The organism is Pseudomonas sp. B6(2017), from assembly GCF_002112765.1.
In the GTDB taxonomy this organism is placed as follows: domain Bacteria; phylum Pseudomonadota; class Gammaproteobacteria; order Pseudomonadales; family Pseudomonadaceae; genus Aquipseudomonas; species Aquipseudomonas piscis.
The window spans coordinates 20,341-40,072 of the sequence record NZ_NEIQ01000011.1; the positions used below are offsets into that span (position 1 = coordinate 20,341).

General features: G+C 63.7%; 17 protein-coding genes. 12 read left to right on the forward strand and 5 right to left on the reverse strand.

Translation table 11 applies throughout. The features are described from left to right. The first annotated feature begins 25 nt into the window (after positions 1 to 25). The 5 genes from CAG11_RS19335 (at position 26) to CAG11_RS34115 (ending at position 4,645) form a co-directional block, all read left to right on the forward strand. The gene (locus CAG11_RS19335) at positions 26 to 2,401 is read left to right on the forward strand and encodes an RND family transporter (RefSeq protein WP_022639024.1); all 2,376 of its coding nucleotides are present in this window, start codon (positions 26 to 28) and stop codon (positions 2,399 to 2,401) included. A 147-nt stretch (positions 2,402 to 2,548) separates the two neighbouring features. After that, positions 2,549 to 2,842, forward strand: a complete 294-nt coding sequence (locus tag CAG11_RS19340; RefSeq protein WP_022639023.1) for a DUF5629 family protein — start codon at positions 2,549 to 2,551, stop codon at positions 2,840 to 2,842. Continuing rightward, positions 2,829 to 4,004, forward strand: a complete 1,176-nt coding sequence (locus CAG11_RS19345) for a lactonase family protein (RefSeq protein WP_085597480.1) — start codon at positions 2,829 to 2,831, stop codon at positions 4,002 to 4,004. Before CAG11_RS19340 ends, CAG11_RS19345 begins: the two co-directional genes overlap by 14 nt. A 154-nt stretch (positions 4,005 to 4,158) precedes the next feature. After that, positions 4,159 to 4,338, forward strand: coding sequence for a hypothetical protein (locus tag CAG11_RS19350; protein ID WP_022639021.1), 180 nt, complete (start codon positions 4,159 to 4,161; stop codon positions 4,336 to 4,338). Between the two features lie 181 nt (positions 4,339 to 4,519). Continuing rightward, positions 4,520 to 4,645: a hypothetical protein gene (locus CAG11_RS34115; RefSeq protein ID WP_256578576.1), complete on the forward strand. Its 126-nt coding sequence runs from the start codon at positions 4,520 to 4,522 to the stop codon at positions 4,643 to 4,645. A gap of 126 nt (positions 4,646 to 4,771) precedes the next feature. Here the strand turns inward: CAG11_RS34115 and CAG11_RS19355 are convergent, their stop codons facing one another. Beyond that, complete coding sequence (locus tag CAG11_RS19355) at positions 4,772 to 5,461, reverse strand: aspartate/glutamate racemase family protein (protein ID WP_085597481.1); 690 nt, start codon at positions 5,459 to 5,461, stop codon at positions 4,772 to 4,774. A gap of 76 nt (positions 5,462 to 5,537) precedes the next feature. Between CAG11_RS19355 and CAG11_RS19360 the strand changes: the two genes are divergently transcribed. Then, positions 5,538 to 6,311 (forward strand): helix-turn-helix domain-containing protein, encoded by a 774-nt coding sequence (locus tag CAG11_RS19360; protein WP_085597482.1) that lies wholly within the window; start codon positions 5,538 to 5,540, stop codon positions 6,309 to 6,311. Between the two features lie 3 nt (positions 6,312 to 6,314). Here the strand turns inward: CAG11_RS19360 and CAG11_RS19365 are convergent, their stop codons facing one another. Together CAG11_RS19365 and ccoN are read right to left on the reverse strand one after the other, a co-directional pair. Further along, positions 6,315 to 6,533: a CcoQ/FixQ family Cbb3-type cytochrome c oxidase assembly chaperone gene (locus tag CAG11_RS19365; RefSeq protein ID WP_085597483.1), complete on the reverse strand. Its 219-nt coding sequence runs from the start codon at positions 6,531 to 6,533 to the stop codon at positions 6,315 to 6,317. A gap of 57 nt (positions 6,534 to 6,590) precedes the next feature. Further along, positions 6,591 to 8,018 carry a cytochrome-c oxidase, cbb3-type subunit I gene (ccoN, locus tag CAG11_RS19370; RefSeq protein WP_053130401.1) on the reverse strand — a complete coding sequence of 476 codons (1,428 nt, stop codon included), beginning with the start codon at positions 8,016 to 8,018 and terminating at the stop codon, positions 6,591 to 6,593. A gap of 419 nt (positions 8,019 to 8,437) precedes the next feature. On the opposite strand from ccoN, the gene CAG11_RS19380 reads away from it, so the two are divergent. The 3 genes from CAG11_RS19380 (at position 8,438) to CAG11_RS19390 (ending at position 11,392) form a co-directional block, all read left to right on the forward strand. Beyond that, the gene (locus tag CAG11_RS19380; RefSeq protein ID WP_085597484.1) at positions 8,438 to 10,111 is read left to right on the forward strand and encodes a nitrite/sulfite reductase; all 1,674 of its coding nucleotides are present in this window, start codon (positions 8,438 to 8,440) and stop codon (positions 10,109 to 10,111) included. Beyond that, positions 10,108 to 10,602 carry a DUF934 domain-containing protein gene (locus tag CAG11_RS19385; RefSeq protein ID WP_022639017.1) on the forward strand — a complete coding sequence of 165 codons (495 nt, stop codon included), beginning with the start codon at positions 10,108 to 10,110 and terminating at the stop codon, positions 10,600 to 10,602. The genes CAG11_RS19380 and CAG11_RS19385 overlap by 4 nt, the downstream gene beginning before the upstream one ends. A gap of 118 nt (positions 10,603 to 10,720) precedes the next feature. Next, on the forward strand, positions 10,721 to 11,392 hold the full coding sequence (locus CAG11_RS19390; protein ID WP_085597485.1) for a DUF3313 domain-containing protein: 672 nt from the start codon (positions 10,721 to 10,723) through the stop codon (positions 11,390 to 11,392). Between the two features lie 38 nt (positions 11,393 to 11,430). On the opposite strand, the gene CAG11_RS19395 is transcribed toward CAG11_RS19390, so the two are convergent. Together CAG11_RS19395 and CAG11_RS19400 are read right to left on the reverse strand one after the other, a co-directional pair. Then, positions 11,431 to 12,405 carry a DUF3829 domain-containing protein gene (locus tag CAG11_RS19395; RefSeq protein ID WP_085597486.1) on the reverse strand — a complete coding sequence of 325 codons (975 nt, stop codon included), beginning with the start codon at positions 12,403 to 12,405 and terminating at the stop codon, positions 11,431 to 11,433. Next, a complete protein-coding gene (locus CAG11_RS19400) occupies positions 12,402 to 14,039 on the reverse strand; it encodes a molecular chaperone DnaJ (protein WP_085597487.1) in 1,638 nt (545 codons plus the stop codon). The genes CAG11_RS19395 and CAG11_RS19400 overlap by 4 nt, the downstream gene beginning before the upstream one ends. Before the next feature lie 508 nt (positions 14,040 to 14,547). Between CAG11_RS19400 and tpx the strand changes: the two genes are divergently transcribed. The 3 genes from tpx to CAG11_RS19415 all read left to right on the forward strand — a co-directional run bounded on the left by tpx (position 14,548) and on the right by CAG11_RS19415 (position 19,643). Further along, positions 14,548 to 15,048: a thiol peroxidase gene (gene tpx / locus CAG11_RS19405; protein WP_085597488.1), complete on the forward strand. Its 501-nt coding sequence runs from the start codon at positions 14,548 to 14,550 to the stop codon at positions 15,046 to 15,048. A 177-nt stretch (positions 15,049 to 15,225) separates the two neighbouring features. Then, complete coding sequence (locus CAG11_RS19410; RefSeq protein WP_085597489.1) at positions 15,226 to 16,554, forward strand: MdtA/MuxA family multidrug efflux RND transporter periplasmic adaptor subunit; 1,329 nt, start codon at positions 15,226 to 15,228, stop codon at positions 16,552 to 16,554. Continuing rightward, positions 16,551 to 19,643: an MdtB/MuxB family multidrug efflux RND transporter permease subunit gene (locus CAG11_RS19415; RefSeq protein WP_085597490.1), complete on the forward strand. Its 3,093-nt coding sequence runs from the start codon at positions 16,551 to 16,553 to the stop codon at positions 19,641 to 19,643. Before CAG11_RS19410 ends, CAG11_RS19415 begins: the two co-directional genes overlap by 4 nt. Positions 19,644 to 19,732 lie beyond the last annotated feature (89 nt).

The following is a 19,732-nucleotide window of genomic DNA, read 5'->3' on the forward strand; positions in this document are numbered from 1 at the left end:
ACATAATAAGAAGGTGGGGAATTCCATGAGCAGTCATCACCAGGACAAGGCGAACTTTCTCGAACGCCTGATTTTCAACAACCGCCCGGCAGTGATCTTCATCTGCTTGCTGGTCAGCGTCTTCCTGTTCTGGCAGGCGACCCTGATCCGACCCTCCACCAGCTTCGAAAAGATGATCCCGCTCAAGCACCCGTTCATCGAGCGGATGATGGAGCACCGCAATGACCTGGCCAACCTGGGCAACACCGTGCGCATCTCGGTGGAGGCCAGGGACGGCGATATCTTCACCCAGGAATACATGGAGACCCTCAGGCAGATCAACGACGAGGTGTTCTACATCCCGGGCGTCGACCGCTCCGGGCTCAAGTCCCTGTGGAGTCCCAGCGTGCGCTGGACCGAGGTCACCGAGGAAGGTTTTGCCGGCGGCGAGGTGATCCCCCAGAGCTACAACGGCTCCGCTGCAAGCCTCGACAAGCTGCGCAACAACGTGCTCAAGTCCGGCCAGGTGGGGCGCCTGGTAGCCAACGATTTCAAGTCCAGCATCGTCGATATCCCACTGCTGGAGTCCTATCCGGACCCGCAGGACCAGGGCAAGCTGCTGGCCCTGGACTACCAGAAGTTCTCCCACCAGCTGGAAGAGAAGATCCGCGACAAGTTCGAGGCGCAGAACCCCAATGTGAAGATCCACATCGTCGGTTTCGCCAAGAAGGTCGGCGACCTGATCGACGGCCTGATCATGGTGGTGCTGTTCTTCGGCGTGGCCTTCGTCATCACCCTGGTGCTGTTGTACTGGTTCACCTGGTGCATCCGCAGCACCATCGCGGTGCTGATCACTACCCTGGTGGCGGTGGTTTGGCAGTTGGGGCTGATGCATGCCATCGGTTTCGGCCTGGATCCGTACTCGATGCTGGTGCCGTTCCTGATCTTCGCCATCGGCATTTCCCATGGGGTGCAGAAGATCAACGGCATCGCCTTGCAATCCAGTGATGCCGACAACGCCCTGACCGCAGCGCGGCGCACCTTCCGCCAGCTGTTCCTGCCGGGAATGATCGCGATCCTGGCCGATGCCGTGGGTTTCATCACGCTGCTGATCATCGATATCGGGGTGATCCGCGAACTGGCCATCGGCGCTTCCATCGGCGTGGCGGTGATCGTGTTCACCAACCTGATCCTGCTGCCGGTGGCGATTTCCTATGTCGGCATCAGCCAGCGCGCCGTGGAGCGTAGCAAGAAGGATGCTTCTCGCGAGCATCCGTTCTGGCGCCTGCTGTCCAATTTCGCCAGCCCCAAGGTCGCTCCCGTGTCCATTGCCCTGGCCCTGGTGGCCTTCGGTGGCGGTCTCTGGTACAGCCAGAACCTGAAGATCGGCGACCTCGACCAGGGCGCACCGGAGCTGCGTCCGGATTCGCGCTACAACAAGGACAACAACTTCATCATCAGCAACTATTCCACCAGCTCCGACGTGCTGGTGGTGATGGTCAAGACCGCCGCCGAGGGCTGCTCGCGCTACGAAGCCATGGCGCCGATCGACGAGCTGATGTGGAAGATGCAGAACACCGAGGGCGTGCAGTCGGCGATCTCCCTGGTGACCGTGTCCAAGCAGATGATCAAGGGCATGAACGAGGGCAACCTGAAATGGGAAACCCTGTCGCGCAACCCCGATGTGCTGAACAACTCCATCGCCCGCGCCGACGGCCTGTACAACAACAACTGCTCCCTGGCCCCGGTGCTGGTGTTCCTCAACGACCACAAGGCCGAGACCCTCAATCGCGCTGTGCATGCGGTACAGGAGTTCGCCAAGGAAAACAACAAGGATGGCCTGGAGTTCATCCTGGCCGCGGGTAACGCGGGGATCGAGGCGGCCACCAACGAGGTGATCAAGACCTCGGAGCTGACCATCCTGATCCTGGTGTACATCTGCGTGGCGGCCATGTGCATGATCACCTTCCGTTCCTGGGCGGCGACCCTGTGCATCGTCCTGCCGCTGGTGTTGACCTCGGTACTGGGGAACGCGCTGATGGCCTTCATGGGCATCGGGGTCAAGGTGGCGACCCTGCCGGTGGTGGCGTTGGGCGTGGGCATCGGTGTCGACTACGGCATCTACATCTACAGCCGCCTGGAAAGCTTCCTGCGCGCCGGGTTGTCGTTGCAGGAGGCCTACTACCAGACCCTGCGGTCCACCGGCAAGGCGGTGTTGTTCACCGGCCTGTGCCTGGCCATCGGCGTGTGCACCTGGATCTTCTCGGCCATCAAGTTCCAGGCCGACATGGGCCTGATGCTGACCTTCATGCTGCTGTGGAACATGTTCGGCGCGTTGTGGCTGCTGCCGGCCCTGGCCCGCTTCCTGATCCGCCCCGAGAAGCTGGCGGGGCAGAAGGGCAACTCGCTGTTCGCCCACTGATCGGCAGATGTCTCCCCAAGCCGCAACCCCACGAGGTTGCGGCTTTTTCATGGGCGCATGATCGGGCTTCGAGGAGGCGCAATACTGGCCCGACCGCCCCGCGCCAATCGGCTATCATTGCGCCTTTCCAACTGATGATTGATCGCTATGACCGCTGCTACCGACACCTTGCTCAACGCTCTCCAGGCCTGCGACATGCTGGAGATCGATGGCCTGCACGCCTTCGACTTCTCCCTCGACGACCAGCAATTGCTGATCGAATGCATGGATGGCCGCGCCGCCAAGCGCTGGAGCTTCACCCTGGCTCAGGTGCAGGCCGCGAACTTCGACCAGGCCTTGCAGAGCTGGGTCGTGGAGGGTGATAGCGGCGAGCACCGCCTGGTGTGCATGAGCGCGTTCAGTGCCCGTGACGAAGAGGAAGACGACCATGAAGATGCGTAATTTCTGGCCGCTGCTGATCGCTGGCAGTGTCGGTGCCATGGCGGTGCAGGCCGCGCCGGTGGAGACCCAGGAACTGCTGGTGGGCTCCTACACCCAGGGCCAGAGCCAGGGGCTGTACCGCCTGCGCTTCAACGAGCGTACCGGGCAGATCGATTCCAAGCCGCTGCAGGTGGTCAAGAGCTCCAACCCGTCCTGGCTGACCCTGTCCAAGGACCTGAAGTTCGTCTTCGCGGTGAACGAGAACAGTCCGGGCCAGGCCGACCCCATCGGCCGGGTCAGCAGCTACAGCCTGGCTCCCAAGACCCATCAGCTGAGCCTGATCAACCAGGTGCAGAGCCAGGGCAACGAGCCGACCCATTCCAGCTTGAGCGCCGACGGCAGCTACCTGTTCGTCAGCAACTATTCGGTGGACGTGGACCCGGGCGGCAGCCTGGCAGTGGTTCCGGTCAGCGCCGATGGCCATCTGTCGCCGGTGGTGCAGCTGAGCAGCCACCCGGCCAGCCGGGTCGACCCCGAGCGCCAGCAGTCGGCCCATGTGCATTCGTCGGTATCGTCGCCGGATGGCAAGTTCCTGTTCGCCAACGACCTGGGGGCGGACAAGATCTTCGTCTACCGCTATGACCCCAAGGCCAATCCGGAGCACCCGCTGAGCGCCGCCGATCCGGCCTTCGTCCAATTGCCGCCGGGTAGTGGCCCGCGCCATTTGCTGTTCAGTGCCGATGGCAAGCATGCCTACCTGACCATGGAGATGAGCGCCCAGGTGGCGGTGTTCGACTACCAGGACGGCAAGCTGACCCAGCGCCAGATCCTTGACCTGGCGGCCAACGCCGGCAAGGAGAAGAAGGCCGCCGGAGCCCTGCATGCCTCCAAGGACGGCCAGTACCTGTACGTGAGCAACCGTGGCACCGCCAACCAGCTGCTGGTGTTCGCCATCGACCCGGCCAACGGCCAGCTCAAGGAGATCCAGCGCCGCTCGGTGGAGGGCGATCACCCACGGGAGTTCAGCCTCGATCCGAGCAACCGCTATGTGCTGATCGGCAACCAGAAGAGCAACCAGATCGTGGTGATCGAGCGTGACGCCAAGACCGGTTTCCTGGGCAAGACCGTGCAAAAACTGCCGTTCGATGCCCCTAGCGATATCAAGTTCCTGGTGCGTCAATAAGCCGCAGGCCCCGGCATCCGGGGCCTGAGCGCTTCTATTAATGACGCTGATATCGGCTACTGGTGCAAAGAATTTTTTCCCGCCAACCCTCGATAGTAAGTTTGCTCCACGGCCCACACGGGCAAGCCAGCCAACCGAATACGAGGGTTACCCCATGAATTTCAATCTCTTCTCCGTGATCGCCGCCTCGGCCATTTCCGCCAGCGTGGTCCTGCCTGCCGGCGCCAACGTGGAAATCAGCCAGAAGAAATCCGCCACCAACACCTACACCCAGAAGTACCTGCAACAAAGCGCCAACTTCTATGCCGCGCTGGATCACAAGTCCCATAGCTGAGCCCGACTCGTCCATGCCCAGGTATGCAGGAGCGACATCACTGGTGCAGTGCTGTCGCTCCTGCATGACCTGTTTGCGACCAGGCGCACAGGACGGCGAATTTTGCTTGGTAGTGTCACATCGCCATGTGTTTAAATTTGGCGCTGAATTATTGACTCTTTCCCGAGCAAGGATCGATAGCATGGTGATGCGTCTGACTGTGGTTCTGCTGTTGCTCTATTCCAGCCCCATCCTGTCTTCCGCGCAGCCGGTGGAAGGCGAACCCGAAACCTCCCGCGAACGCCTGACCAACCTGTTGCAAGACTGAGACGGGCGGGGCTCATCAATGGCCTGGCGCTGGTTCCTGCTGGGTAGCCGGCTTTGCGCGGTGGGGTTGCGAGCGCTTGCCCGGCAACCGTAGATCCACGATCCGCCTGCCGCGCCATGCTCCCGGTCAAGCCAGGGCGAATGCCACCGCCGCCTGGGCGTGCAGCTCAGTGGTATCCAGCAGCGGCAGGGGGCTGTGCTCCGGCTTGAGCAGCAGGCCGATTTCGGTGCAGCCGAGAATCACCGCCTGGGCCCCGCGGGCCTGCAGCGACTGGATGACCTGCTGATACTGCCTGCGCGATTGTTCGCGGATCACACCCACGCACAACTCTTCATAGATGATCCGATGCACGACCTGGCGCTGCTCGGCGTCCGGCACCAGCACTTGCAGGCCCTGGTCGGCCAGGCGCTGCTTGAGGAAGTCCTGCTCCATGGTGAAGGCCGTGCCCAGCAGGCCCACCTTCAGGGTGCCGGCGGCCAGCGCCGCCTGGGCGGTGGGGTCGGCAATGTGCAGGAAAGGCAGGTTCGTCGCCGCCTGGATCGGTGCGGCCACCTTGTGCATGGTGTTGGTGCACAGCACCAGGCAGTCGGCGCCGCCGGCCTCCAGGCGCCGGGCGGCGTCCACCAGGATCGCCGCTGCCGCGTCCCAGTCTCCGGCGTGCTGGGCCCGTTCGACAGGTCCGAAGTCGACGCTGTACATTAGCAGCCGCGCTGAACGCAGGGCGCCCAGGCGGTCGCGGACCTGCTGGTTGATCAGGCGATAGTATTCGGCGCTGGACTCCCAGCTCATGCCGCCGATCAGGCCGATGGTGTGCATCTGTTACTCCTTGGGTCGTGTTGGATGCGGCTCAGTCTGGCTTGCTCAAGGCCAGCGATCTATCAGGAAATTTCACATGCCCCAGGTGCTTGAACATCGCTTGCTGGACGGCCAGCTGGTCCTGCAACTGCTGCCGGCTGCGGCCTACAGCGCCCGTGACCCGGTGCAATGGCAGACCCTGGGCGTGGCCCTGGAGCGCCAGCGCGGAGTGCATGCGATCGGCTCCGACCGGCGTGAGGATTTCGACACCTGGCCCGGAACCCTGGCCCTGACGCCCAAGGGTATCGAAGTGTTTTCCGAATCCGCCGAAGGTGGTGAGTACCTGCTGGCCCGTTGGCAGGGGCCGCTTTGGCCGGACGCCGTCGAGCGGCGCCTGCAGAGCCCCGGACATGCCCGTGCCTTGGCCTTGGGGCGCGAGGCCCGACGGTCGTTGTTAATGCCGCAGCCCGACGAACTGGCCCTGGAGCAGTGCGCCCTGGCCTTTGTCGGCTTGCCCTGGCAGCCCACCACCAAGCCACCGGTGGCCGATCTGCGCCGGGTACTGCAGCGAATGGCCGATGAGTACGCCCAGCCCTTGTCCCTGGCGCAACTGGCCGTCACCTATGGGCATAACGAGTTGCGCCTGCTGCGGGACTTCAGTCGTGGGGTGGGCATGACGCCCCATGCCTGGCTCACCGAGATCCGCCTGCAAGCGGCCCGGCGCTTGCTGGAACACAGCGACCTGCCGTTGGCAGCCATTGCCCAGGACTGCGGTTTTGCCCATCAATCGCACCTGGGCAGTGCCTTGCGCAAGGGCCTTGGGTTGACGCCACGCCAGTACCGTTTGCGGTTCCAGCAGCGCGAGCCGTGACGGCTACATCTGCAGGTTGATCCAGCCCGGCTTGGCTTCCTCCGGAGCCACGGCGTCGATCTTCTTGCCGGTGGCGGCCTCCACCCGGCGCGCCACTTCCGGATCGTCGGCGAAAGGAATCAGGCTAGCCTCGTCCAGGCTCTTGGCGCTCTGGTGGCGCAGGCAGTACTCGATGCAGAGGTAGAGAAACACCACCCCCAGCAGGTTGAACAGAATGTCCATGACGGTCTTGCTCCCTGGAATGAAAACGCCGGCCCGGGGCCGGCGTCTGGAGGTGGATCAGGCGATCCGGGCGTCGCTCAACGCCAGCCGGGAATCGGCCACGCGCACGGTGCGCCAGGTGTTGTAGGCCATCAGCAGCATGCCGCTGAGGAAGAACACGCCACCGGCGAAGCGCACCACGAAGCCCGGATGGCTGGCCACCAGGCCCTCGACGAAGGAATAGGTGAGGGTGCCGTCTTCGTTGACCGCGCGCCACATCAGGCCCTGGGTGATGCCGTTGACCCACATCGAGGCGATGTAGAGCACGGTGCCGATGGTGGCCAGCCAGAAGTGCAGGTTGATCAGCGGCACGCTGTGCATCTGCTCGCGGCCGAACACCTTGGGCACCATGTGGTAGATGGCGCCGAAGGTGATCATGGCTACCCAGCCCAGGGCGCCGGCGTGTACGTGGCCGATTGTCCAGTCGGTGTAGTGGGAGAGGGCGTTGACGGTCTTGATCGCCATCATCGGGCCTTCGAAGGTCGACATGCCGTAGAACGCCAGCGACAGCACCAGGAAGCGCAGGATCGGGTCGGTGCGCAGCTTATGCCAGGCGCCCGAGAGGGTCATCATGCCGTTGATCATGCCGCCCCAGCTCGGAGCCAGGAGGATCAGCGACATGGCCATGCCCAGCGATTGCGCCCAGTCCGGCAGCGCGGTGTAGTGCAGGTGGTGCGGGCCGGCCCAGATATACAGGGTGATCAGCGCCCAGAAGTGCACGATCGACAGGCGATAGGAATAGACCGGGCGGCCCACTTGCTTGGGTACGAAGTAATACATCATCCCCAGGAAGCCGGTGGTCAGGAAGAAGCCCACGGCGTTGTGGCCGTACCACCACTGGACCATGGCATCGGTGGCCCCGGAATACACCGGGTAGGATTTGAACCAGTCCACCGGGATCGACAGGTGGTTGACCACGTGGAGCATGGCGATCACCAGGATGAAGGCGCCGAAGAACCAGTTGCCGACATAGATGTGCTGGCTCTTGCGCTGGACCACGGTGGTGAAGAACACGATGCCGTAGACCACCCAGACCACCGCCATCCACACCGCGCCGGCGAATTCGATCTCGGCGTATTCCTTGGTGGTGGTGTAGCCCAGGGGCAGGGTGACCAGCATGATCACGATCACCGATTGCCAGCCCCAGAAGGTGAAGGCTGCCAGCGTGTCGGAGTACAGCCGTACCTGGCAGGTACGCTGCACCGCATAGTAGCTGGCGGCGAACTGCGCGCTGCCGGCGAAGCCGAAGATCACCAGGCTGGTGTGCAGCGGCCGCAGGCGCCCGAAGGTGGTCCACGGCAGGTCGAGGTTCATGTCCGGCCACACCAGCTGCGAGGCAATCCATACCCCCATGGCCATGCCGATCACACCCCATACCACTGTTGCGACGACGAATTGGCGAACCACCTTGTAGTTGTAGGCCTGTTCGAGTGTTGCTGAGTTCATGGTCAATGCTTCCACGGTTGCAGAGTCTTGCCAGGCCACCCGGTCTGGCACGGGGTGCACTGTAGGAACCATGGACAAAACAAAACAGGCTCAGAAAAACAGCAATAATACGGATCAGATTTTCCTCAAGGCAGGCTGGATATCACGGCTACTGATATGGTTTTTTAGTTTTTACCTGGATCTGTAACGATCTGCGCCGCAAGCGCATAGTCGCCGCCTCACCCCAACGCGCCGTTGGGTCCTGTAGCGCAAGCTCGTCGAGCGAACACCAGGCAAGGCCATGACCGGCACGGCCCGAGCGGGCTGCCTGCGATGCCGGAGTGCCTCGCCATGCCACGGCTGTTCCGCGGTCCGGATGTCGCCGGTTTTGGGTACAGGGCCCGCAGCACGACCAGTACCGATGAGGACGAGGTAGGCACATGTATCAGTACGACGACTATGACCGGGCCCTGGTCTTTGAGCGGGTGGCGCAGTTTCGCGACCAGGTGGAGCGCTTCATGGAGGGCCAGCTGAGCGAGGAGGAGTTCCTGCCCCTGCGCCTGCAGAACGGCCTGTACCTGCAACGGCACGCCTACATGCTGCGGGTGGCGATCCCCTACGGCACCCTCAGCGCGCGGCAGATGCGCACCCTGGCCGGCATCGCCAGGGACTACGACCGCGGCTACGGGCACTTCACCACCCGCCAGAACCTGCAGTTCAACTGGATCGAGCTGACCCAGGTGCCGGACATTCTCGAGCGCCTGGCCGCGGTGGAAATGCACGCCATCCAGACTTCGGGCAACTGCGTGCGCAACATCACCACCGAGGCCTTCGCCGGGGTCGCCGCCGACGAGTTGCTGGACCCGCGGCCGCTGGCGGAAATCCTCCGCCAATGGTCGACCATCAACCCGGAGTTCCTGTTCCTGCCGCGCAAGTTCAAGATCGCCATCTGTTCGGCGGAGCAGGATCGCGCGGCGATCATGATGCATGACATCGGCCTGTACCTGTATCGCGCCGCCGACGACCAGATGCTGTTGCGGGTAATGGTCGGCGGCGGCCTGGGCCGCACTCCGATCCTCAGCCAGCAGATCCGCGAGGGCTTGCCCTGGCAGCACCTGTTGTCCTACGTCGAGGCGATCCTGCGGGTCTACAACCGCCATGGCCGGCGTGACAACAAGTACAAGGCGCGGATCAAGATCCTGGTCAAGGCCCTGGGCATCGAGGCGTTCGCCCGTGAAGTGGAGGAGGAGTGGCAGCACCTCAAGGAGGGGCCGGCGCAGCTTACCGAGGACGAATACCAGCGGGTTGCCAGCGCTTTCGTGCCGCCGATCTACGAACACCTGGGGGGCACCGACCTGGAATACGGCAGTCGCCTGGCGGAGGACGCGGGTTTCGCCCGCTGGGTGGCCCACAACGTGCAGCCGCACAAGGTCCCGGGCTACGCCAGCGTGGTGCTGTCGACCAAGCCGGGGTTGGCCGCGCCACCGGGGGATGTCACCGGATTGCAGATGGAGGCGGTGGCCGAGTGGTCGGAGCGTTTCGGCTTCGGCGAGATCCGCATCGCCCATGAGCAGAACATCGTCCTTCCGGATATACCCAAGTCGCAGCTGTACGAGCTCTGGCAACTGGCCTGCGACAAGGGCCTGGGTACCCCCAACGCCGGCCTGCTGACCGACATCATCGCCTGTCCGGGCGGCGACTTCTGTGCCCTGGCCAACGCTCGCTCGATTCCCATCACCCAGGCCATCCAGCAGCGTTTCGATGACCTGGACTATGTGCATGACCTGGGGGACATCAGCCTGAACATCTCCGGCTGCATGAATGCCTGCGGTCATCACCACATCGGCAATATCGGCATCCTTGGGGTCGACAAGAACGGCCAGGAGTGGTTCCAGATCACCCTCGGCGGCGCCCAGGGCAAGGACAGCGCCCTGGACAAGGTGATCGGCCCGTCGTTCAGCGCTGGGGAAATCCCCCTGGTGATCGAGCGCATCATCGGCACCTTCGTGCGCTATCGCGAGAGCGACGAGCCGTTCCTCGATACCTTGCAGCGCATCGGCCTGGAGCCGTTCAAGGAAAGGGTCTATTCCAAGGCGCAGGAGCTCTCGGCATGAACAACCTGTTGAGCTTGCAGGATGGCGAGGCGCGCCTGGTGGAGGACGATCCCTGGAGCCTGGTACGCGGTGTCGACGATCCCTTGCCCGAAGGGCCGCTGATCCTGCCGCTGGCTCGTTGGCTGATGCGCCGCATCGAGCATCATCCGGCCCGGGACGGTGTCTGGCTCGGCCCGGACGACGAGGTGGAAAGCCTCAAGCCCTGGCTCAAGTTGATCCCTGTGGTGGCGGTGGACTTTCCCAGCTTTCGCGATGGCCGGGGCTACAGCCAGGCCTACCTGCTGCGTACCCGCCTGGGCTGGATGGGCGAGCTGCGGGCCGTGGGCGATGTGCTGCGCGACCAGTTGAGCCACATGCGCCAATGCGGTTTCGACAGCTTCGCCGTGCGCGAGGACAAATGCGCCCTGGATGCGCTCAAGGGCCTGGCGGGCATGAGCGTGCTCTACGGGCGTTCGGTGATCGAGCCACGCCCGCTGTTTCGCCGGCGCTAGGAGGTGTTCGTGGCGTCGTCGGCCGGCGGTTCGAGGGTGGCGGCGCAAGTCCAGGCTTTTGGCTATACCTGTAGTTCCCCTAGCCAGTCCATGGCTGCTTCACCTACAGGAGTTATCCATGAAGCTTGCACTGACCCTCAGCACGCTGTGCCTCGCCACTCTCGCCATGGCGGGGTGTTCCAGCAACGAGACCCGGCCCGAGGACTATTCCGGGTTCCTCAGTGACTACAGCCTGCTCAAGGAGGCCAAGTCGCCGTCCGGGGTGCAGGTCATGCGCTGGATCGACCCCAAGCTCAAGCTGGATCAGTATCGCAGTGTGTACATCGAGCCCACCCAGTTCCATCCGCAGCCACAGCCGACGGTGAAGATTCCCCAATCCACCCTGACCGGCATCACCCGCTACTACGATGAAGCGCTCAAGCGCGAGCTGGGCAAATCCATGCCGCTGGCAACCGGTCCCGGGCCGGGCGTGGTGGTGGTACGGGCGGCGATCACTGCGGTGAGCAGCAAGACCGAAGGGCTCAAGCCCTATGAAATCATCCCGGTGGCCCTGGTGGCGGCTGCGGTGAGCACCGCCAGTGGTATCCGCGACCAGGAGACCACCCTGGGCACCGAGGCAGCCTTCCTCGACGGTGGTGATGGCCGAGTGATCGCCGAAGTGGTGCGCAAGGGCACTGGCAAGCCGTTGGCGAACGATACCCAGGTGATGCAGGCCAGCGATGTGCAGAGCGTTATCGATAGCTGGGCTTCGGACCTGCACCAGTCCTATGTGCAATTGAAGAACAAATGAGCCGCGCGGCGCTGCCCGGCCTGGCCGGGGCAGCGCTTTCAATAACGGCTACGCGCCAGCTGGTTGTAGTGATAGAGCATCTGGTCGTAGCCCTGGGTCACGGCGTGGAAGTCCTCGCCCAGGCGTTGCGGCTCGGCATGCTGCAGCCAGTCCCGATGCAGGGTGTCCAGGGCCTGCAGGTAATGCTGGCTGGGGGCGGCGATCAGTTGCCAGAGGTACAGGGCTTCGCGGGTTTCCTGGTCCTGGATGCTGCCGATGAACTGTTGCCGGGCCTCCCAGGCCTGGCGCAGTTCCTGGGTGGCCTGGGTCAGTTGCGCCGGGGTCAGGGTGCGCTGGCGGATACCGTCGTCGAGCAAGTCCATGGTGCTTCTGGCCTGGATCATGTAGTTGAGCAAAGCCCAGTGGACGTTACGGCCCAGGCGCTGCTCCAGGCGTTGCAACTGCTGGGGGCGATGCTCGACATCCTGCGGCAGTAGCAGCTGGCGGACAGCATTCGAGGCTTGCAGATAGTCCGGGGCCTGGATCTCCAATTGCCGTACCAGTTCATCGAGCTGTGCCTCATCCAGCGTTCGACCAAGCCCCAGGCGGTGCATGTGTGCATCCTTGGTCAAGGCGACGAAGCGCGCGAGCACTTGCTGGTAGCGTTCGGTGGCGGCCAGCAGGGGGTTGCCGGGGTCGAGGCGGCGCAGTTTGGCGCCAATGTCGCCACTGCAGGAGCTGCGATAGGCCAGATCGATGTCCGGGCCGCCCTGGCTGCTCAGGTCATAGGCTCCAGGGGCTGTCGAGCGTGGCTTGCCCTCGGCCAGGTAGGCCTGGTGCACCATGCGCCAGGGCACATCCACCTGGTTCATGCAGTCGATGATCGGATTCAGGGCATTGGCCTGGGCGGTGTAGGGGCTGTCCCGGTTATCGAGCCAGAGGCCGATTTGTCCCAGCTGCGTGCCGGAGCCGGCCAGCCCGAACAGGGTCAATCCCAGGCCCAGGCTGATCGCAAACAACCAATTGGGGTTCATGGCGTGCCCTCCCGGCCGTACCACTGGGCGCTGGTGGCCGGCGCGGCGCAGCCCGGGGCATTGGCCGGCATCCGTGCGCACAGGCGTTCGCTCCATTGTTGCAGGCCCTGGTTGGCGGTGACCGTGCCGTAGTCGCCCACCAGCTTGATCGCCACCAGGGCGATGGCCAGCAGCACACAGCCCAGCCCGCCCAGCAGGCGTCGTTGCCAGGGCGCGAGCTGGCGCCAGGAAATACCGTGCTTGACCTCGATATTGCGCGCCAGGGCGACGCTCGGCAGCACTGCCAGGTAAACCATCGCGCTGATCGGGCCGCAGATGTAACCCAGGGCCGGGCCGAGCACGGCCACCGGCAGCAGGTCACGCAGGGGCAGCAAGCGTTGGCCGGGATTCAGCCAGCCTGGCAGGCGGCTGCCAAGACGATGGTCGTGGGCCCACAGGCAATGGGCCAGGGGTTGCCAGAGCCAATGCAGGAGCGCCGCGGAGCCAGCGAAACAGGCGCTCCAGAACAGCGTGACCCCGATGATCTCTCCCAGGCTGTTGCCTTGTGGGGCGTAGCGGGCCACGGCTCCTGCCAGGCAGGCGCTGAACAGCGCCAGGTACATCGGCCAGGAGTCGAACGCGAATTCCCAGTCACGCCAGAAGAATGGGGTGCCACCCGGCATCTCGGCCGCCACCTGCGGGTAATAGGCGTGCAGGTGCGAGCTGAGCTTGCGGCATGCGGCCCAGTCCTCTTCGGCGAGGCGTCGGGCGAAGGCTCGGCGGCGCTGCAGGCTGATGGGTGCCAACAGCAGGTAGGCCGCTCGTTGCTCCGGCGAGGCCGGTGGTTGGCTGGCTAGAGCTCGCTGGTTGGCGATGAACGCCAGGCCTTCCTCACGCACCAGCAGGCGGTTCCATTCGTGTTCGGGGCAAAGGTTGTCTTTTCCGCGCTTCCAGCCTTGGCCGAGGCACAGGGCCTGGAACAGCGTGCTGGACCAATAGGGGTTGTCCGCGAGCATTTGCGCCAGGCACTGATTGAACCAGTGGCGCTGGTCCAGCTCATCCAGCCAGCCGTGGGTGGCGCGGTTGGCATAGCTGTGGAGGAAGGCTTCGTCGTCCTGTCGGTCCAGGGCGCTGCGCAGGGATTGTTCCAGGGCCTGGCGGCATTGGCGCAGCAGGGCGTCGGTGAGGTACTCCGGCAGGTCCAGGTGTTGCCAGGCGCTCAGCCAGTGGAAGGTTTCGAAGCCCCAGGCCAGTAACTGCCCGGACTGTTCCGGGCGCTCCACGCAATGGCGCAGCAGGCCCAGTTCGAACTCCAGTGCGCAACCGCTGGCGATCGCTTGCTCATGGCGTTGATCCAGTTGCTCGATACGAATCCCTTCCAGCAGCGGGGCGACCCGCTGCGCCGGAGTCAGTTGCACGGTGGGTTTTACTGTCGCCAGGTTATCGGACGGCTCATCGGCCGCGCCGGTATCGGGCTCTGGTTCTTCGTCCAGCCACTGCGCCTGCTCCATGGCTTGCTCATAGGCATCGCGCAGGCGCTGGAAAGCCTCCGGGTCTTCGTCCGGGCGGGTCTGTTTCAGCAGCTTGGCGTAATGGCGCTTGATCGTGCGGGTGTCAGGGGTGGCCGGCAGGCCGAGCAGGGTCCAGCAACTCATTGGGCGGTACGACTCCGTGAAAACCGCGGCGGGGCTCGTTAGTGGCGCGATGATACTACGGTCTACAACCGATCCACGAGAAAAAACCAAGGGGTGGATGCGGCGAGAAGTGCGGGATGCCGAAGCTGCTACTTAATGTGCTTTGTATTCATGACCATTCATTTTGAGTGGTTTATTTAAAGTGATTTCTAGAATAGAAAAAATATATATAAAACATATAGATATGATTGTTATGTGATCTTGTTTGTACGTTTTTCTCGACTCTGGATGAGGTTTTTTCGGGAGCGTCCGTTTCCAGCTCCTGCTGTTGCGGGTAGCGGCGATGCCGTCATGGCTTGTCCATGGAGCTGCGAAGTCCCTGGATAGAGTGAGAACCGTGCGTTGGCCGCCGCTAACGGCCGCGGGGCTTGTTGGACAATTTATCCAGCGGGCATAGGTGCTTGCGCCGTTTCATGCTTAACTTCGGCCTCTCGACGATTTTCCATCACTCCCGCAAAGGACTCCGCTCATGGCTCAAGTCACCCTCAAAGGCAATCCGGTCCAGGTCAACGGCCAACTGCCGCAAGTCGGCTCCAAGGCGCCTGCATTCTCCCTGGTGGGCGCCGGCCTCGCCGATGTCTCCCTGGCCAGCCTTGCCGGCAAGCGCAAGGTGCTGAACATCTTCCCAAGCGTCGACACTCCGACCTGCGCGACCTCGGTGCGCAAGTTCAATGCCCAGGCCAATGACCTGGTCAACACCGTGGTGCTGTGCATCTCCGCCGACCTGCCGTTCGCCCAGGCGCGCTTCTGCGGCGCCGAAGGCCTGGAAAACGTACAGAACCTGTCGACCCTGCGTGGCCGCGAATTCATCGAGAACTACGGCGTGGCCATCGCCGACGGCCCGCTGGCCGGCCTGACCGCCCGTGCCGTGGTGGTACTGGATGAAAACGACCAGGTACTGCACAGCGAGCTGGTCAAGGAGATCGCCGAGGAGCCGAACTACGACGCTGCCCTGGCCGTGCTCAAGTAAGGGCTTTTACAATTATTCACGGCCTGGCTTGCCCAGGCCGTTTTTATTTGTGCTTCAGTAAGTTAGCGACACACTTTGAAAACGTCAGGCAAAGGTAAATTGCCGGTAAAGGCCCTTTGCTAAAACCGCTCTAGTGCTTATCTTTCAGCCTTCTCAAAAGACTCTCCCACGCGCCCAATGGTTGATCACTCCATGCAATCCTCTGCTACCCGCAACTCCCGCCGCTGGCTGTTCGGCCTGTTTGTCCTGCTGCTGGTCGCTGGCCTGTGCTGGAAATTCTGGCCAGCCAGCAGCACCCACAAGGATGCGGCGCAGCAGAAGGCCGCCAGCGGGCATACCGGCCGCAGCGGTAGCATGCGTCCCGGCTTCGGTGGCGCCAGTGGGCCGATTCCGGTGCGGGTGCTGCCGGTGACCCGGGGGGATTTCCCGCTGTACTACAAGGCCCTGGGTACGGTGACCGCGCTGAACACCATCAACGTGCGCAGCCGGGTGGCGGGAGAGCTGGTCAAGGTCAACTTCGAGGAAGGGCAGATGGTCAAGGCTGGCGACCTGTTGGCGCAGATCGATCCGCGGCCCTACCAGAACGCCTTGCTCCAGGCCGAGGGCACCCTGTTGCAGAATCAGGCGCAGTTGAAGAACGCCCAGATCGACCTCGAGCGCTATCGCGGGCTGTATGCCCAGGACAGCGTCGCCAAGCAGACCCTGGACAACGCCGTGGCGCTGGTGGGCCAGTACCAGGGCACGGTCAAGACCAACCAGGCGGCGGTCAACGATGCCCGGCTCAACCTCGAGTTCACCAATATCCGCGCGCCCATCGCCGGGCGCCTGGGCCTGCGCCAGCTGGACGTGGGCAACCTGGTGGCGGCCAATGACACCACGGCGCTGGTGATCATCACCCAGACCCAGCCCATCAGCGTGGCCTTCACCCTGCCGGAAAACAGCCTGGAAACCGTACTCGCCCGTTATCACGGCGGCGCTCGGCTGCCGGTGGAGGCCTGGGACCGTGGCGACCTCAAGTTGCAGGCCAGCGGCGTGCTGCAGAGCCTGGACAACCAGATCGACACTACGACCGGCACCCTGAAGTTCAAGGCGCGCTTCGATAACCGCGACCAGGGCCTGTTCCCCAACCAGTTCGTCAACGTGCGCCTGCTGGCCGACACCCAGAAGAACGTGGTGCTGGCCCCTTCGGCGGCGATCCAGTTCGGTACCAACGGCACTTTCGTCTATGCCATGGATGGGGACCACAAGGTCAAGATCCAGCAACTCAAGGTCGGCGCCAGCAACGGCGACTCGACGGTGATCACCGAGGGTCTCAAGGCGGGCGATCGGGTGGTGATGGAAGGGACCGATCGCCTGAAGGATGGCAGCGAGGTGGAAGTGGTCAATGACGCCATCGATGTGCCGACCACTCCGACCGAACACCTGCAAGGCCAGCCTGCGGGCCCGGCCAGTGCCCCGGCCAATGCCAAGCCGGTCGATGGCAAGGCACAAAAGGCCGGCGCATGAATTTCTCGCGGCTGTTCATCCTCCGTCCGGTAGCCACCACCCTGAGCATGCTGGCCATTGTCCTGGCCGGCCTGATCGCCTATCGCCTGCTGCCGGTCTCGGCCTTGCCACAGGTGGACTACCCGACCATCCGGGTCATGACCCTGTACCCCGGAGCCAGCCCGGATGTGATGACCAGCGCGGTCACCGCGCCCCTGGAACGCCAGTTCGGGCAGATGCCGGGCCTGACCCAGATGGCCTCCACCAGCTCCGGTGGCGCTTCGGTACTGACCCTGCGCTTCAGCCTCGATATCAATATGGATGTGGCCGAACAGCAGGTGCAGGCCGCGATCAACGCCGCCACCAACCTGCTGCCCAAGGACCTGCCGGCACCGCCGGTGTACAACAAGGTCAACCCGGCGGACACCCCGGTGCTGACCCTGGCCATCACTTCCAAGACCATGCTGCTGCCCAAGCTCAATGACCTGGTGGACACCCGCATGGCGCAGAAGATCGCCCAGATCAGCGGCGTGGGCATGGTCAGCATCGCCGGCGGCCAGCGCCAGGCCGTGCGGATCAAGGTCAATCCCGAGGCCCTGGCGGCCAACGGCCTGAACCTTTCGGACGTGCGTACGCTGATCGCCGCGTCCAACGTCAACCAGCCCAAGGGCAACTTCGACGGCCCGACCCGGGTGTCGATGCTCGACGCCAACGACCAGCTGACCTCGCCCAAGGACTATGCCGAGCTGATCCTGGCCTACAAGAACGGCGCGCCCTTACGCCTCAAGGATGTGGCCGAGATCGTCGATGGCGCCGAGAACGAGCGCCTGGCCGCCTGGGCCAACGAGAACCAGGCGGTGCTGCTGAACATCCAGCGCCAGCCCGGGGCCAACGTCATCGAGGTGGTGGACCGGATCAAGGCCATGCTGCCGAGCATCACCGACAACCTGCCGGCGGGCCTGGATGTCACCGTGCTGACCGATCGCACCCAGACCATCCGCGCCTCGGTCACCGATGTGCAGCACGAACTGTTCATCGCCATCGCCCTGGTGGTGATGGTGACCTTCCTGTTCCTGCGTCGGGCCAGCGCCACCGTGATCCCGTCGATCGCCGTGCCGTTGTCGCTGATCGGCACCTTCGGCGTGATGTACCTGGCCGGGTTCTCGGTGAACAACCTGACCCTGATGGCGTTGACGATTGCCACCGGCTTCGTGGTGGATGACGCCATCGTCATGCTGGAGAACATCTCGCGCTTCATCGAGGAGGGCGACAGCCCGTTGCAGGCGGCGCTCAAGGGGGCCAAGCAGATCGGCTTCACCCTGATCTCCCTGACCCTGTCCCTGATCGCGGTGCTGATCCCGCTGCTGTTCATGGCCGATGTGGTCGGGCGGTTGTTCCGTGAGTTCGCCATCACCCTGGCGGTGGCGATCCTGATTTCCCTGGTGGTGTCCCTGACCCTGACCCCGATGATGTGCGCGCGGTTGCTCAAGCCCGAGCCCAAGGAGCACGAGCAGGGGCGGTTCTATCGCGCCAGCGGCGCCTGGATCGACTGGCTGATCGCAGGCTACGGGCGCCAGCTGCAATGGGTGCTCAAGCACCAGTTCCTGACCTTGCTGGTGGCCATCGGCACCCTGGCGTTGACGGTATTTCTCTACCTGATAGTGCCCAAGGGTTTCTTCCCGGTGCAGGACACCGGGGTCATCCAGGGGATTTCCGAGGCGCCGCAATCGGTGTCCTTCGCCGCCATGAGCCAACGCCAGCAGGACTTGGCCAAGGTCATCCTGCAAGATCCGGCGGTACAGAGCCTGTCATCCTACATCGGGGTCGACGGCGACAACGCCACCCTCAACAGCGGCCGCCTGCTGATCAACCTCAAGCCCCACAGCCAGCGCGACCTCAGCGCCGCCCAGGTGATCGCGCGGTTGCAGCCGCAAGTGGACAAGCTGCTGGGCATCCGCCTGTTCATGCAGCCGGTACAAGACCTGACCATCGAAGACCGGGTCAGCCGTACCCAGTACCAGTTCAGCCTGTCGTCGCCCGATGCCGACCTGCTGAGCCTGTGGAGCGATCGCCTGGTGGAGGCCCTGGCCCAGCGTCCGGAGCTCACCGATGTGGCCAGCGACCTGCAGGACAAGGGCTTGCAGGTGTACCTGGTGATCGACCGTGACGCCGCCTCCCGGCTGGGAGTCTCGGTGTCGAACATCACCGATGCCCTGTACGACGCCTTCGGCCAGCGACAGATTTCCACCATCTATACCCAGGCCAGCCAGTACCGGGTGGTGCTCCAGGCCCAGGCCGGGGAGCGCATCGGGCCCCAGGCCCTGGACCAGATCCACGTCAAGACCACCGATGGCGGGCAGGTGCGCCTGTCCAGCCTGGCCCATGTCGAGGAGCGCCAGGCTCAACTGGCGATCGCCCATATCGGCCAGTTCCCGGCGGTGATGATGTCCTTCAACCTGGCGCCCGGGGTGGCGCTGGGCGAGGCGGTCAAGGTCATCGAGCAGGTACAGCAGGAGATAGGCATGCCGGTGGGGGTGCAGACCCGCTTCCAGGGCGCGGCGCAGGCCTTCCAGGCTTCGCTGTCCAGTACCTTGCTGCTGATCCTGGCGGCGGTGGTGACCATGTACATCGTGCTCGGCGTGCTCTACGAGAGCTACATCCACCCGGTCACCATCCTTTCCACCTTGCCCTCGGCAGCGGTGGGGGCCTTGCTGGCGCTGATCCTCAGCGGCAACGACCTGGGCATGATCGCGATCATCGGCATCATCTTGCTGATCGGTATCGTCAAGAAGAACGCGATCATGATGATCGACTTCGCCCTCGATGCCGAACGGCACCAGGGCATGGATCCGCAGCAGGCCATCTACCAGGCGGCATTGCTGCGTTTCCGGCCGATCCTCATGACCACCCTGGCGGCACTGTTCGGCGCCGTGCCACTGATGCTGGCCACCGGTTCCGGCGCCGAGCTGCGCCAGCCCCTGGGCCTGGTGATGGTGGGTGGCCTGCTGGTGAGCCAGGTCCTGACCCTCTTCACGACGCCCGTTATCTACCTGTACTTCGACCGCTTGGGCCGCCGGTTTGCCAAGCCCGCCGTAGGAGAAGTGGTGTGAGGGGCGTGAGCGGCAAGTTGCAAGCTGCAAGCGGCAAGCCGGAGCAAAAGCCAGAGCCGCTGCTGGGCGTCCTGCTTTGCTCTTGTAGC